Origin of the sequence: Candidatus Pelagibacter sp. HIMB1521, assembly GCF_052047875.1 — a bacterium.
GTDB lineage: Bacteria > Pseudomonadota > Alphaproteobacteria > Pelagibacterales > Pelagibacteraceae > Pelagibacter.
The window spans coordinates 25,224-38,319 of the sequence record NZ_JBNAIZ010000003.1 but is presented as its reverse complement, the minus strand read 5'-3'; the positions used below and the strand labels follow the sequence as shown (position 1 = coordinate 38,319).

Below are 13,096 nucleotides of genomic sequence, written 5' to 3'. Positions count from 1 at the left end.
TATATAATATAAATAATGTCATTTAACACTTTTGGAAAGCTATTTCGTTTCACAACTTGGGGTGAATCTCACGGACCTGCTATTGGCTGCGTAGTTGACGGTTGTCCTCCAAACATACATTTAGATGAAAAAGATATTCAATTAGAATTAGATAAAAGAAAACCTGGACAATCAAAATTTACCACACAAAGAAAGGAAGATGATAAAGTCCAAATACTTTCAGGTGTATTTGAAGGAAAAACTACTGGCACACCAATTTCTTTAATTATCTATAATAAAGACATGAGATCTAAAGATTATGGAAATATAAAAGATAAATTCAGACCAGGTCATGCGGACTTTACCTATTTCAAAAAATACGGAATTAGAGATTACAGAGGTGGAGGAAGATCTTCAGCTAGAGAGACGGCATCAAGAGTTGCGGCTGGTGCTATAGCTAAACTAGTACTCCAAAAAAAATTAGGAAAAAAATTTAAAGTTATAGGTGCTGTAACTCAATTAGGAATCTTAGGATGTGATACGTCACAGTGGAATGATAAAATTATTTCAAAAAATCCATTCTTTTGTCCAGATAAGTCTATGATTAAATTATGGGAAAAATATTTACTTGGTGTAAGAAAATCAGGGTCATCATGTGGTGCTGTAATAGAGGTTAGAGCAAGAGGTATTCCTGCAGGTGTTGGTGCGCCTATTTATTCAAAATTAGATTCTGATATCGCATCAGCGTTTATGAGTATTAATGCTGTTAAAGGAGTAAATATTGGTGCTGGAATGAATTCTGCACAACTAAGTGGCGAGCAAAATTCTGACGAAATATCATTAAAAAATAATAAATTAAAATTTAACTCTAATAATGCAGGCGGGATCTTAGGCGGAATTTCTTCTGGGCAAGAAATAATAGCATCATTTGCAGTTAAACCTACATCTTCAATTTTAACTACAAGAAAAACTATTAATAAATTCGGAAAAAATACCACAATATCAGTTAAAGGGAGACATGACCCTTGCGTAGGAATAAGAGCTGTTCCAGTTGGAGAAGCTATGATGAATTGTGTTTTATTAGACCACTACCTAATGAATCAGGCTCAGTGCGGATAAATAATTAGTTTTTTACTACTCTAATTGAATCCTTATTAAATAAAACTTCTAAAACTTTTTTTGTAATTTGTGGACTATTAAGTCCAGCAATATCATACATATTTTTTGGATTATCTTGCTCTATGAATTCATCTGGAAGAGTCATGGATCTAAATTTTAACCCTTTATCAAATATCCCTTTTTCAGCTAATAAATTTTTAACATGGGAACCAAATCCTCCTATAGAACCTTCCTCAATTGTAATCATTAATTCATGTTCTCTTGCAGATTTTAAAATTAAGTCTTCATCTAAAGGTTTTGCAAATCTGGCATCTATAATTGTTGTTGAAATACCCTTTGCTTTCAATTCTTCTGCAGCTACTTTACATTCTTCAAGTCTAGTTCCTAAGCTCAACAAACAAACTTGAGTTCCTTGCTGGATAATTTTTCCTTTACCTATCTTTATTTTTTCCTCTATTGAAGGAAGTTCAACTCCAATACCTGTTCCTCTTGGATATCTTATTGCACAGGGTTTATCATTAATATCAACCGAAGTATTAATCATTTTTATTAACTCAGCTTCATCACTAGCTGCCATCACGATAAAATTTGGTAAAGTTGACAAATAAGTAATATCAAAAGACCCTGCATGCGTTGATCCATCTGCGCCAACTAATCCAGCTCTATCAATTGCAAATCTTACAGGTAGACTCTGTATTGCTACATCATGCACTACTTGATCATAAGCTCTTTGAAGAAAGGTAGAATAGATAGCGGCATAGGGTTTATACCCTTCTGTTGCAAGACCTGCAGCAAAAGTAACTGCATGCTGTTCAGCTATACCAACGTCAAACATTCTTTTTGGAAATTCCTTACCAAAAATATCCATACCGGTTCCACCTGGCATTGCTGCGGTTATTCCAACAATCTTACTGTCTTTTTTTGCATGCTTAACAAGTGTATTTGCAAAAACTTTTGTATATGCAGGTAAATTAGAACCACTTTTTTGTTGCTCTCCAGTTTCAACATTAAATTTTGATACTCCATGATAGTGATCGCTAGCTTTCTCAGCATAAGAATATCCTTTTCCTTTTTGAGTTTTAATATGTATCATAATTGGACCCTCATGCTTTGAGTCTCTAGCATTTCTTAAAATAGGGACAAGTGTGGAAAGATCATGTCCATCTATTGGTCCTGCATAATAAAAACCAAGTGAGCTAAATAGTGTTCCACCGGTGACAGCAGAACGAAAAAAATCTTCTGCCTTACCAGCTTTAGCACTAAATCTTTTTGAAAAAGCTGAGGTGATTAATTTTAAAGTTTCTCTTAAGCTAAAATAGATTTTTCCAGTAAATAACTTTGCTAAATATGTTCTCATTGCTCCTACTGGTTTTGCTATAGACATGTCATTATCATTTAATATAACGATCATTTTAGTTTTTGATGCGCCAGCATTATTCATAGCTTCATATGCCATACCAGCACTAATTGCGCCATCTCCAATAACAGCTATTACATTTGAAGATTTATTTTCTAATTTATTTGCTTCAGCCATGCCAAGTGCAGATGATATAGATGTGGAACTATGAGCTGCACCAAATGGGTCATACTCACTCTCAGATCTTTTAGTAAAACCTGATAAACCGTTGCCTTGTCTTAAGGTTGTAATTTTTTGTTTTCTTCCTGTTAAAATTTTATGTGGGTATGCTTGGTGTCCTACATCCCAAATTAATCTATCATTAGGTGTGTCAAAAACATAGTGCAGAGCTACAGTCAGCTCAACAACCCCTAGACCTGCACCTAAATGTCCACCAGTTTTAGATACTGCACTGATCATCTCTTCTCTAACTTCATCAGCTACTTGTTGTAAATCATTTTCAGAAACTTTTCTTAAATCGGATGGAAAGTTAATATTATCTAAAAACTTGTAATTATTTTTCATTTATTTCTATTCAATATTAATTCTAATGTATCGTTTAAATTTTCTGATTTTGAACCATAAATTTTTAAATTTCTATTAATATCTGAAATAATCTTACCACAATATTTGATTGAAGCATCATAACCTAGCAAACTTATAAGCGTAGCTTTGCCTTTTTTTTGATCTTTTTTTGTTCTCTTCCCAGCAATTTTAGAATTACCTTTAAAATCTATTAAATCATCTGCTATTTGAAAAAGAAGACCAATATCAGAACCAAGACTCTCAAAAAATTTTATTTCCTTTAGACTTTTCTCCTTAATGATTGCTGGTACTGCACAACAAAAACTAAAAAGTTTTCCTGTTTTTTTAATTTCCATTTCTATAATTTGTTTTTTTGAAACTTTCTTTTTTTCAAAATCTAAATCTAAATATTGACCACCCGCTATACCCAAATGTCCTGAACACATAGAAAGTTTATCTACTAATTTAACTTTAATTTTGTCCCTCAACTTTATCTTGGAACTAGTTAAAATTTCAAAAGCCATTGTTAATAATGAATTTCCAGCGAGGACAGCTGTCGACTCACCAAATTTAATATGAGTTGATGGTTTACCTCTTCTCATATTATCATTATCCATGCATGGTAAATCATCATGAATAAGAGAATAAGCATGAATACATTCTACAGCAGCGCCTATAGCAATTAATGTGTGATAGTTAATTGAGAATAACGATCCAATATCAATTAATATTTTAGATCTAATTTTTTTTCCTCCAGGAAATAATCCATACTTCATTGCATAAATTAATTTGGAATTTTCTTGTTCCTGAATATATTTTTTCAAGAATAAATTGGTATCTTTTGCAATTTTATTAAGTTGATTTTTCACTTTCTCTTAATGATATCCTTAATTTTTTTATTTGTATTTTCACTAATAGATCTTAAATTTTTTTGAAATTTTTTTTCAATTAAATTATTTAATTTTAGTAACTCTTGATAGCTTTCTACAGAATTGTCTAGGTCATCTTTTTCTTCTAAAGACTTTATCATTTGATTTGCTTCATCTGTTAACTCTTCAAGCGTTCTATTATCATAATCGAGTGGTAAATTTTTATCTTTCATATATTAATCATTACTATTACATGAAAAATATTCAATCAAACATCAAAAAAGCGAAAAATTACTTAGATAAAAGTCATTGTGTAGCTGTTCCAACAGAAACTGTTTACGGACTCGCAGGCAACGCATACTCGGACACTGCTGTTAAAAAAATTTTTAACCTAAAAAGAAGACCTGCTAACAATCCACTAATTGTTCACTACTATAATTTAAAAAAAATTTCAGAAGACTGCGAGATAAATGATAATTTTATTAAACTTTATAAAAAATTTTCTCCAGGACCAATAACATATATATTGAAGCTCAAAAAAAATTCTAAAATATCTAAGTTTGTAACTAATAATAAAAAAACAGTTGCTATACGATTTCCAAAACATCCTCTATTTAGAAAATTACTCAAAAATTTAAAATATCCAGTTGCAGCACCAAGTGCTAATATTTCTTCAAGATTAAGTGCTGTAAAAGCAGAAGACGTCAAAGATGAATTTGGCAACAAAATAAAATTTATTTTGAATGGTGGTGTTTGTAAAATTGGTGTCGAGTCTACAATATTAAATATAACAAATAAACCTAGATTACTAAGATATGGAGGATTGAGTGTTTCAAAGATTAAAAAAACTTTGAATCAAAAAATAATAATTAATATAAATTCAAAAGATAAAATTTCTCCTGGTCTTTTTCCTTTACACTATTCTCCAGGATTACCTTTAAGAATGAATGCAAAAAAAAACAAAAAAAATGAAGCTTTTGTACTCTTAAAAAAAAGAGAAAATATATCTAAAGATATTTATTATTTAAGCAAAACAAGTAACTTAAATGAAGCTGCCAGAAACCTGTATAGTGTTTTAAGGAAAATAAAAAAAGATAAATATAAATCAATAGCTGTAGAAAAAATACCAAATGAAGGAATTGGAAAAACAATAAACGACAGACTCAAGAGAGCATCAAACTTCAAATGAAAAACTCAATAGAAGTCATAAATCTATCAAAATCATATAAGACTAAAAATGCAGTTAATAATATAAATTTTAAAATTAATGAAAATGAAATAGTAGGACTGTTAGGTCCAAATGGTTGCGGAAAAACAACAACAATCGGAATGATACTAGGATTATTAAAACCCACAAATGGCCAAGTATTAATTAACGGTAAAAATATTGAAAATAATAAGATTTCAATTCTACACAAAATGAATTTTATTTCTCCCTATATTGAATTGCCTAAAAAATTAACAGTAAACCAAAATTTAATTGTGTATGGGAAACTATATAATATTCAAAATTTGAATGAGAGAATTAATTTTCTCTCAGAAAAATTAAGATTGGGAGATCTTTTAGATAAAATTACAGGAGAGCTGTCATCAGGACAAAAAAATAGGGTCAGTCTTGCGAAAGCATTAATTAATGATCCTACTGTGCTATTGTTAGATGAGCCAACTGCTGCTCTAGACCCCGAAACAGCAGATTTTATTAGAACCTTTTTAGAAAAGTATAAAGAAGAAAAAAAAATATCTGTTTTGCTGGCTTCTCATAACATGGATGAAGTAAAAAGATTATGTAATTCTGTTATGATGATGAAAGATGGTACTATCGTAGACAGTGGTACTCCAGAAGATTTAATAAGAAAATATGGACAAAAAAACCTCGAAGAAGTTTTTTTAGAAATTGTTAGGAAAGATAAATGAATATTACAAGAATATATGGATTATTTTTAAGGCATTTTTATTTAATTACTAGATCGTTCCCAAGAATACTTGATTTAATATATTGGCCCTCCATACAGATAACTCTTTGGGGTTTCATTTCCAATTTTTTTGCAGCACACAGTTCATACTATAGTGGAGCTGTTGGAGTTATATTGTCTTGTGCAATTCTTTATGATTTTCTTTTTAGAACAAGCATTGGTTTTAATATGTTATTTTTAGAAGAAATTTGGAGTAGGAATTTTACTAATTTATTTATTGCTCCAATGAAAATTAGTGAAATAATTACTGCACTTGTAATCACCGCTTTAATAAGAGCTTTAATCGGATTAATTCCAGCGATACTTTTAACCTCACCATTATTTGGCATATCTATATTAAACTTGGGATTACCATTAGCTTTTCTTTTTTTAAGTTTGTACATTTTTGGAATTACTTTGGGGCTTTTTGTATCAGCTGGGTTGCTAAGATTTGGGCCATCTTTTGAGAATATTGCATGGTCTACAATGTTTTTATTGGCACCTTTTGGCTGTATCTATTATCCAGTTGAAATTTTACCTGAAATATTTCAATCAATAGCTTTCGCATTGCCATTAGTTTATATATTTGAAGAAACCAGAAATATCTTGGTCAATGGAATTGTTAGCTATGAAAATATTCGTATCGCACTTTCATTAAATGCATTTTATTTCACAGTTGCTATAGCAACTTTTTATTTTTCGTTTGATAAAGCTAGAGAAAAAGGGACATTAATTAATATTGGAGAGTAAATGGTGCGCCTGCAAGGAGTCGAACCCTGAACCTCCAGAGCCGAAATCTGGCGCTCTATCCAGTTGAGCTACAAGCGCATTTAGTATTAATATTATATTTTATGGAAAAAAGCATTAATTTTATAGTTGAAGAAGAAGAAAAGAATTTAAGAGTAGATGTATTAATTAACAAAAGAGACGAAATTATTAGTAGAACCAGAGTTAAAAATTTAATTTTAAAAGAAAAATTAAAACTAAATAATGAAATAATTAAAAGTCCATCTAAAAAAGTTTCGATTGGTGATGTTGTAAATCTTACGATTCCAGAACCAGAGATTGCATCTCTAAAGCCTTATGATTTTAAATTAAATATTGTTTATGAAGATTCTGATTTATTAGTCATCGATAAACCTTCAGGAATTATAATGCATCCTGGAGCAGGCAATTATGACAAAACAATTGTAAATGCATTGATGCATTACGATAAAGAATCTTTATCAACTATTGGGGATGAATTAAGACCAGGAATTGTCCATAGAATTGATAAAAATACTTCAGGTTTAGTTGTTGTGGCAAAAAATAATGAGACCCATGAAAATTTATCAAAACAATTCAGTAAGCACACAATTATTAGAGAATACCAACTTTTAATATGGGGAAAGCTAAGACCATCTTTTGGTAGGATAGAAACATTTATTACTCGTAGTTCAAAAAACAGACAACTTATGGAAGTGAGCAGTTCAAAGGGTAAGAAAGCTGTAACAAACTATAAAACAATTGAAATTTTCGAAAATAAAAAAATACCTACATTAAGTTTAGTCGAATGCAAATTAGAAACTGGCAGAACTCATCAAATCAGAGTGCACATGAACTATAAAGGAAATAGTTTAGTTGGTGATGACAAATATAAAAAAAAATATAAAAAATTAAAAAACGTAGATTTTGACATTCAAAATTCAATTACAAATTTAGACAGACAATTTCTACACGCAAAGACTTTAGGCTTTGTTCATCCTAGAACTCAGAAAGAGCTGATTTTTACCTCAATTTTGCCTCAAGAACTAAATAATATTTTAAAAATGCTTAGAAACACTGAAGAATAAATTATTGAAAATTAAGTATAATTAACTAAATAAACTCTGCTATGAACACAACTATGAGCAACAATCTTTCTACACTATCCAATGAGGGTGGTCTTTCTGCATATTTAGAACAGATTAAAAAATTCCCAATGTTGGCCGCAGAAGAAGAATATATGTTAGCCAAAAATTGGAAAACAACTGGAAATATTAAAGCTGCTGAAAAATTAGTAACTAGTCACTTAAGATTAGTTGCAAAAATTGCTATGGGATACAAAGGCTATGGTCTGCCAATTAATGAAATGATTTCAGAAGGAAATGTTGGTTTGATGCAGGCTGTTAAAAAATTTGAACCTGAAAAAGGTTTTAGATTAGCAACTTATGCTATGTGGTGGATTAAAGCATCCATCCAAGAATATATTTTAAGATCTTGGAGTCTTGTAAAAATTGGAACAACAACTGCTCAAAAAAAATTATTTTTTAATTTAAAAAAAATTAAAAACCAAATATCCCCTGAAACTGAAGGTGATTTAAGGGACGAACACGTAAACCATATTGCCAACAAACTTGATGTTAGTAAAGAAGAAGTTGTTTCAATGAACAGAAGACTTTCTGGAAAAGAGTTTTCATTGAATGCTCAAGTTGGAGAGGATGGTGATGAATGGCAAGACTGGTTAGTAGATAAAGAGCTTGATCATGATTTAAAATTTGCTCAACATGAGGAAATGGAGCAAAGAAAAGACTTATTAAAAGATTCTATTACAGTGCTTAATGATAGAGAAAGAGAGATATTGTATTCAAGAAGACTTAATGATGATCCAACTACCCTGGAAGATTTAAGTAAAAAATATAAAATTAGTAGAGAAAGAGTTAGACAAATAGAAAATAAAGCATTTGAAAAACTTCAAAAACAAATGCTACTTCTTGCTAAATCTAAAAATTTATTACCTGCAAATTAAGCTTCAAAAGGATTTTCAATTAAAATAGTATCATCTCTTTCAGGACTAGTAGAGACGCTTGATATTTTTGCACCTATAAAATCTTCTACTGCAAAAATATATTTTTTTGCATTATCAGGTAATGAGTCCATATTTTTAATTCCACTAGTAGATACTTTCCAGCCTGGAAAAGATTTGTAAATTGGTTTTATTTTAATTTGATCCTCTACAGCAGCAGGCAAATAATCTAATTTTTCTCCATCTAGTTCATAAGCAATGCACATTTTAATTTCATCTAATTCATCAAGAACGTCCAATTTTGTTAAAGCTATACCATCTATACCTGAAACTTTAATTGTTTGTCTTACTAGAACACCATCAAACCACCCACATCTCCTTTTTCTACTTGTAACAGTTCCAAATTCTTTTCCACGTGTGCCCAAAAGTTCACCTACTTCATCAGTTAGTTCTGTTGGAAAAGGCCCTTCCCCTACTCTTGTTGTATAAGCTTTTGTAATTCCTAAAACATAGTTTATTGAATTAGGACCACAGCCTGTTCCAGTAGCTGCGCTCGAAGCAACTGTATTAGATGAAGTTACAAAAGGATAAGTTCCATGATCTACATCAAGTAAAATACCTTGGGCACCTTCAAATAAAATTTTCTTTTTTTGCTTTTTAAATTGATCAATTTTAAGCCATACAGGCTGTGAAAATTTTAATATTTTAGGAGCAATTTTGAGTAAATCAGATTTAAGTTGATCTTTTTCAAAAATTTTTTTTCCAAGTCCTTTTCTGATTGCATTATGATGTATCAATACAGAATCTAATCTTTGATCTAAATTTTTTTCTGATCTTAAATCCATAACCCTTATTGATCTTCTTCCTACTTTATCCTCATAAGCAGGACCAATTCCTCTTCTAGTAGTTCCTATTTTACTTTTTCCTGCCGTATCTTCTCTAATTTCATCCATTTCTCTATGGAATGGCAAAATCAGATTTGCAGATTCTGATATTATGAAGTTATCTACATCTACTTCTACACCTTTAGATTTAATCTCTTCAATTTCTTCCAATAAGGCCCAAGGATCTACAACAACACCATTACCAATTATTGATATTTTACCTTTTCTAACAATGCCAGATGGAAGTAATCTTAGCTTATAAGTAACGCCATCAATAACAAGAGTGTGGCCCGCATTATGACCACCTTGAAATCTAATAACTACATCTGCCTGTTCAGATAACCAATCAACAATCTTACCTTTTCCTTCATCACCCCATTGAGATCCAACAACAACTATGTTTTTCATTAATTAAATTTTTTATTTACTTTTATAGAAGTGAGATGGTTAATTGGACCATGACCTCTTCCATAATTTGGGTTTGTTTTAATAGCTGAATTTACATACTTAATTCCAAGCTCACAAGATTTCTTTGCTGGTTTTCCACACGATACAAATGTAGTGACTGCACTTGATAAAGTACAACCTGTGCCATGAGTATTATTTGTTTTATAACGCGTACTATTAAAAATCTTAATATCTTTTTTATTAACAAAAACATCCTTAACTATTTTATTTTTTGAATGTCCACCTTTAATAAGAACATTTTTAGCTCCAAATTCCATAAGCTTATTTGCAGCGTAAATCATATCTTCAACAGATATGATTTTTGTTTCAGTCAAAATTTCAGCTTCAGGAATATTAGGGGTAACTAGTGAAACTTTTTTTATTAATTCCGATTTTAATAACTTAATTGCTTTATTATCTATTAATTTGGCACCACCTTTTGCAACCATGACAGGGTCTAAAATAATACTTTTAACTTTAATTAAATTTAATGCTTTAATTACCATCTTGATAACATTAGATGAGTGTAACATTCCTATTTTGATTGCATCAGGCTTAATATCTTTTGAAGTAAAAACTATTTGATTGAAAATTTCTTTTGGATTGATGCCTACTATTGATTTCACACCTGTAGTATTTTGAATTGTAACTGCAGTTATAGCTGTCATCGCATAAGAACCTAGAGCTGTAACAGTTTTAATATCAGCTTGTATACCAGCCCCACCAGATGAATCTGAACCCGCAATAATTAAAATTTTCGAATTTGGTTTCAATTTATTTTATTTTTTTGGATATCATGTTTACACATCTGGATAAAAGTATTTTATTATCACTTTCTGCCATCACTCTAATTTTAGCTTCTGTTCCCGATTTTCTAACTAAAACTCTTCCCTTACCATGAATTAATTTTTCTGCGAGTTTTATAACTTTTTTTATTTCAGGTTTATTAATAATATTTTTATCTTTAACAGTTATATTTTCTAATAATTGAGGAGTTTTCTTAAAACTCTGAAAAAATTCACTCGTTTTTTTACCTTTTTTCAGAGCAAAAAGAACTTCTAAAGCTACAAGCAACCCGTCTCCAGTTGTTGCAAATTTACCTAAAATAATATGTCCTGATTGTTCACCACCTAAATTAAATTTATATTTTTGCATTTTTTCTTTAACATATCTATCGCCTACATTAGCTCTTAAAAATTTTATTCTTTTAGATTTTAAATATTTTTCCAATCCATAATTCGACATTAGAGTTCCAACAACACCACCTTTTAGCATTTTTTTATTTTTCCATCTTGCAGCTAAAGCAGCTATTATTTGATCACCATCTACAATGTTACCTTTTTCATCGCACATTATAATTCTATCAGCATCTCCATCTAAAGAAATGCCAATATGAGCTTTATATTTTTTTACAGCTGTTCTAATTTTTCTTGGAAAAGTTGAGCCACAATCTTTATTAATGTTTAAACCATTTGGGTTTACACCTATTGCTATAACTTTAGCGCCTAATGATTTTAATAACTCAGGCCCTGCTTTATAACCAGCACCATTGGCACAATCTATAACAATTCTTAATCCTCTTAAATTGAACTCTTTTGTGAAATTTTTTTTTAATATTTTAATATATTGTTTAGTACCTGTTTCTAATCTTTTAACTCTTCCTAACTTTTCAGGACTGGAAAGGTTATTTGATATTTTTTTATCTATAAGAGCTTCTATTTTTTTTTCTATTTTATCTGATAATTTCATTCCATCAGGACCAAATAATTTTAATCCATTGTCATAATGAGGATTATGAGAAGCTGTGATCATAATACCCATATTAGCCTTCATTTCTTTTGTAAGCATAGCTAATCCATTGGTTGGTAAGGGACCCAATGTGTAAACATGCATGCCAGCAGAAGCCAAACCAGAAACAAGCGCAGGTTCAAGTGTATATCCTGACAATCTTGTATCTTTTGCTATTATTGCTGTTTGTTTTTTTTTCTTTTGGGATTTAAAATATGTACCACTAGCTAGTCCAAACTTAAAAAACATATCTCCATTAATATTTTTACTATTAATAGCTCCTCTTATTCCATCTGTTCCAAAATATTTTTTTGCCATTATTTATTTGTTATCTCTTTAAAAACTTTAATTGCTTGCATAACTTCATTAACATCATGAATTCTTAAAATCTGAACTCCTTGTGTCATCAAATATAATGATGACGATATTGTTCCTCCAATTCTAGTAAAGCTATCATTTTTTTTGGAAATATCTCTAATAAATCTTTTTCTAGAATTTCCTACAAGTATAGGAAATCCTAATGAATGAAAAATAGAAACACTTCTGATTAAATTCATATTATGTTTCAGTTTTTTTCCAAACCCGATTCCAGGGTCTAAAATTATATTGTTATGTTTAATACCTTTAGACCTTAGAAGTTTTATTTTCTCCTCAAAAAAATCATAAATATCTAGTAATTCATTATTATATTTTGGATTTTTTTGCATATTTTCTGGTGTTCCAAGCGTGTGCTGAATGACAAAAGGAACTTTATTTTTTTTTAATACGTTTATTGTTTCTGTATCAAAACTTAAGCCTGAAACATCATTAATTAGTTTTACACCTAATTTAATTCCATTTTTCATTATATCAGATTTTCTAGTATCCAAAGAAATCGGAATTTTTTTTACAATAGATTTTAAGATTTCATTAATTCTTTTCCATTCATCTTCTTTATTTACTGTCTTTGAACCTGGTCTTGTTGACTCTCCTCCAACATCGATTAAATCAGCGCCATCGTTATATAGTTTAAAAGCATGACTTATTCCTCTTTGTTTTGTATTAAATTTTCCTCCATCAGAAAAACTATCTGGGGTAAGATTTAAGACACCTAGTATATTTGGAACTTTTTTAAATTCTAAGTTAGAAAAATTTTTTTTTTTAGTTTTAATTTTTTTTAAATCTAAATTAACTTTTTTCTTTAAATTATTTGGTAAATATTTTATTTGATTAATTGAAATTTTTTTCTTTGATTTTCTAGTTATTATTTCAATATGATCAAACGATATTTCCTTAATTTGATGTAATGGTATGGCTTTTTTTTTACTTACTAAAATTTTTGATTGATTACCATAATAGAAATTACACGCTCTTGTGTAATATCCTTGCATTAT

At 29.8% G+C, this 13,096-nt stretch carries 13 protein-coding genes and 1 tRNA gene; 6 read left to right on the top strand and 8 right to left on the bottom strand.

Translation table 11 applies throughout. The annotated features are described in order from the left end of the window. The first annotated feature begins 15 nt into the window (after window positions 1–15). Window positions 16–1,098 (top strand): chorismate synthase, encoded by a 1,083-nt coding sequence (aroC, locus tag ACTTA5_RS01565; protein WP_440647393.1) that lies wholly within the window; start codon window positions 16–18, stop codon window positions 1,096–1,098. 4 nt (window positions 1,099–1,102) lie between these two features. Here aroC and dxs read toward each other — a convergent pair whose 3' ends face one another. The 3 genes from dxs to ACTTA5_RS01550 are packed head-to-tail and all read right to left on the bottom strand — an operon-like array spanning window position 1,103 to window position 4,121. Continuing rightward, complete coding sequence (dxs, locus tag ACTTA5_RS01560) at window positions 1,103–3,019, bottom strand: 1-deoxy-D-xylulose-5-phosphate synthase (RefSeq protein WP_440647391.1); 1,917 nt, start codon at window positions 3,017–3,019, stop codon at window positions 1,103–1,105. After that, entirely contained in the window at window positions 3,016–3,888 is an 873-nt protein-coding gene (locus ACTTA5_RS01555) for a polyprenyl synthetase family protein (RefSeq protein WP_440647389.1), read from the bottom strand. Before ACTTA5_RS01555 ends, dxs begins: the two co-directional genes overlap by 4 nt. Then, window positions 3,885–4,121 (bottom strand): exonuclease VII small subunit, encoded by a 237-nt coding sequence (locus ACTTA5_RS01550; RefSeq protein WP_262590296.1) that lies wholly within the window; start codon window positions 4,119–4,121, stop codon window positions 3,885–3,887. The genes ACTTA5_RS01555 and ACTTA5_RS01550 overlap by 4 nt, the downstream gene beginning before the upstream one ends. A gap of 20 nt (window positions 4,122–4,141) precedes the next feature. Between ACTTA5_RS01550 and ACTTA5_RS01545 the strand changes: the two genes are divergently transcribed. The 3 genes from ACTTA5_RS01545 to ACTTA5_RS01535 are packed head-to-tail and all read left to right on the top strand — an operon-like array spanning window position 4,142 to window position 6,590. Continuing rightward, window positions 4,142–5,077: an L-threonylcarbamoyladenylate synthase gene (locus ACTTA5_RS01545; protein ID WP_440647387.1), complete on the top strand. Its 936-nt coding sequence runs from the start codon at window positions 4,142–4,144 to the stop codon at window positions 5,075–5,077. After that, the gene (locus tag ACTTA5_RS01540) at window positions 5,074–5,802 is read left to right on the top strand and encodes an ABC transporter ATP-binding protein (RefSeq protein WP_440614005.1); all 729 of its coding nucleotides are present in this window, start codon (window positions 5,074–5,076) and stop codon (window positions 5,800–5,802) included. Before ACTTA5_RS01545 ends, ACTTA5_RS01540 begins: the two co-directional genes overlap by 4 nt. Continuing rightward, a complete protein-coding gene (locus tag ACTTA5_RS01535) occupies window positions 5,799–6,590 on the top strand; it encodes an ABC transporter permease (protein WP_440614004.1) in 792 nt (263 codons plus the stop codon). The genes ACTTA5_RS01540 and ACTTA5_RS01535 overlap by 4 nt, the downstream gene beginning before the upstream one ends. A 1-nt stretch (window position 6,591) precedes the next feature. Here the strand turns inward: ACTTA5_RS01535 and ACTTA5_RS01530 are convergent. After that, window positions 6,592–6,668: transfer RNA gene (locus ACTTA5_RS01530), tRNA-Arg, on the bottom strand. Window positions 6,669–6,691: 23 nt separating this feature from the next. On the opposite strand from ACTTA5_RS01530, the gene ACTTA5_RS01525 reads away from it, so the two are divergent. Both ACTTA5_RS01525 and rpoH read left to right on the top strand, forming a co-directional pair. Then, window positions 6,692–7,672 carry an RluA family pseudouridine synthase gene (locus ACTTA5_RS01525; RefSeq protein WP_440647385.1) on the top strand — a complete coding sequence of 327 codons (981 nt, stop codon included), beginning with the start codon at window positions 6,692–6,694 and terminating at the stop codon, window positions 7,670–7,672. Between the two features lie 53 nt (window positions 7,673–7,725). Continuing rightward, window positions 7,726–8,607: an RNA polymerase sigma factor RpoH gene (gene rpoH, locus ACTTA5_RS01520; protein ID WP_440647383.1), complete on the top strand. Its 882-nt coding sequence runs from the start codon at window positions 7,726–7,728 to the stop codon at window positions 8,605–8,607. Here rpoH and ACTTA5_RS01515 read toward each other — a convergent pair. Genes ACTTA5_RS01515 through folP form a run of 4 tightly spaced genes read right to left on the bottom strand, consistent with a single transcriptional unit; the run spans window position 8,604 to window position 13,093 of the window. Beyond that, window positions 8,604–9,896, bottom strand: coding sequence for an adenylosuccinate synthase (locus tag ACTTA5_RS01515; protein ID WP_440614002.1), 1,293 nt, complete (start codon window positions 9,894–9,896; stop codon window positions 8,604–8,606). The genes rpoH and ACTTA5_RS01515 overlap by 4 nt on opposite strands. Continuing rightward, window positions 9,896–10,708 (bottom strand): bifunctional hydroxymethylpyrimidine kinase/phosphomethylpyrimidine kinase, encoded by an 813-nt coding sequence (gene thiD / locus ACTTA5_RS01510; protein ID WP_440614001.1) that lies wholly within the window; start codon window positions 10,706–10,708, stop codon window positions 9,896–9,898. Before thiD ends, ACTTA5_RS01515 begins: the two co-directional genes overlap by 1 nt. Before the next feature lies 1 nt (window position 10,709). Then, window positions 10,710–12,041, bottom strand: coding sequence for a phosphoglucosamine mutase (gene glmM / locus ACTTA5_RS01505; RefSeq protein ID WP_440647381.1), 1,332 nt, complete (start codon window positions 12,039–12,041; stop codon window positions 10,710–10,712). Next, the gene (gene folP, locus ACTTA5_RS01500; protein ID WP_440647379.1) at window positions 12,041–13,093 is read right to left on the bottom strand and encodes a dihydropteroate synthase; all 1,053 of its coding nucleotides are present in this window, start codon (window positions 13,091–13,093) and stop codon (window positions 12,041–12,043) included. Before folP ends, glmM begins: the two co-directional genes overlap by 1 nt. Window positions 13,094–13,096: the final 3 nt, after the last annotated feature.

Excerpts from the sequence above, each read along its gene's own strand:
- aroC (WP_440647393.1), top strand. The coding sequence starts at position 16 with ATGTCATTTAACACTTTTGGAAAGCTATTTCGTTTCACAACTTGGGGT.
- dxs (WP_440647391.1), bottom strand. The coding sequence starts at position 3,019 with ATGAAAAATAATTACAAGTTTTTAGATAATATTAACTTTCCATCCGAT.
- ACTTA5_RS01550 (WP_262590296.1), bottom strand. The coding sequence starts at position 4,121 with ATGAAAGATAAAAATTTACCACTCGATTATGATAATAGAACGCTTGAA.
- ACTTA5_RS01545 (WP_440647387.1), top strand. The coding sequence starts at position 4,142 with ATGAAAAATATTCAATCAAACATCAAAAAAGCGAAAAATTACTTAGAT.
- ACTTA5_RS01540 (WP_440614005.1), top strand. The coding sequence starts at position 5,074 with ATGAAAAACTCAATAGAAGTCATAAATCTATCAAAATCATATAAGACT.
- ACTTA5_RS01535 (WP_440614004.1), top strand. The coding sequence starts at position 5,799 with ATGAATATTACAAGAATATATGGATTATTTTTAAGGCATTTTTATTTA.
- ACTTA5_RS01525 (WP_440647385.1), top strand. The coding sequence starts at position 6,692 with ATGGAAAAAAGCATTAATTTTATAGTTGAAGAAGAAGAAAAGAATTTA.
- rpoH (WP_440647383.1), top strand. The coding sequence starts at position 7,726 with ATGAGCAACAATCTTTCTACACTATCCAATGAGGGTGGTCTTTCTGCA.
- ACTTA5_RS01515 (WP_440614002.1), bottom strand. The coding sequence starts at position 9,896 with ATGAAAAACATAGTTGTTGTTGGATCTCAATGGGGTGATGAAGGAAAA.
- glmM (WP_440647381.1), bottom strand. The coding sequence starts at position 12,041 with ATGGCAAAAAAATATTTTGGAACAGATGGAATAAGAGGAGCTATTAAT.
- folP (WP_440647379.1), bottom strand. The coding sequence starts at position 13,093 with ATGCAAGGATATTACACAAGAGCGTGTAATTTCTATTATGGTAATCAA.